The organism is Oleiphilus sp. HI0123 (assembly GCF_001635315.1).
In genome coordinates this window covers 1-456 of record NZ_LWGE01000637.1, presented here as the reverse complement: position 1 = coordinate 456, position 456 = coordinate 1, and the positions used below count along the sequence as shown (strand labels likewise).

General features: G+C 48.7%; 1 protein-coding gene. It reads right to left on the bottom strand.

What is annotated here, in order from left to right:
* Positions 1–456, bottom strand: a 456-nt coding sequence (locus tag A3761_RS05770; RefSeq protein WP_304439590.1) for a proton-conducting transporter membrane subunit, incomplete at both ends; no start/stop codon positions are given.

The following is a 456-nucleotide window of genomic DNA, read 5'->3' as shown; positions in this document are numbered from 1 at the left end:
GTTGCTCTGCACGGTTGCCATGTAAGAGCACTTGAAAATTGCGACGACAGCCAAGACCATCAAAATTAGATCCATGCCCATATCGGTGAAAACATGGTCAGCCCCGAATATTGTAAAGATGAAACGAATCATCACATACACTGCAACTTTAGTCGCTGTGCTGGCCAAAAACGCGGTAACAGCTGAGGGCGCATGGGTATAAGCGGGAGGAAGCCACATATGTAATGGGAATAAAGCAAGCTTGATGCTGACGCCGACCATAATAAATGCGAGCCCGGTATTGATCGTGCGGCTGCTGTCATATACGTCGATACGGCCTGCAAGGTCTAGCATGTTAAGGGTGCCTGTCTTCATATAAAGCATGCCAACGCCTATCAGGATAAACGTTGCACCGATCGTTCCCATCACTAGATAGCGAAAAGCAGCAGTTAAGCAGCGTCGATCCGAAGCCAGGCT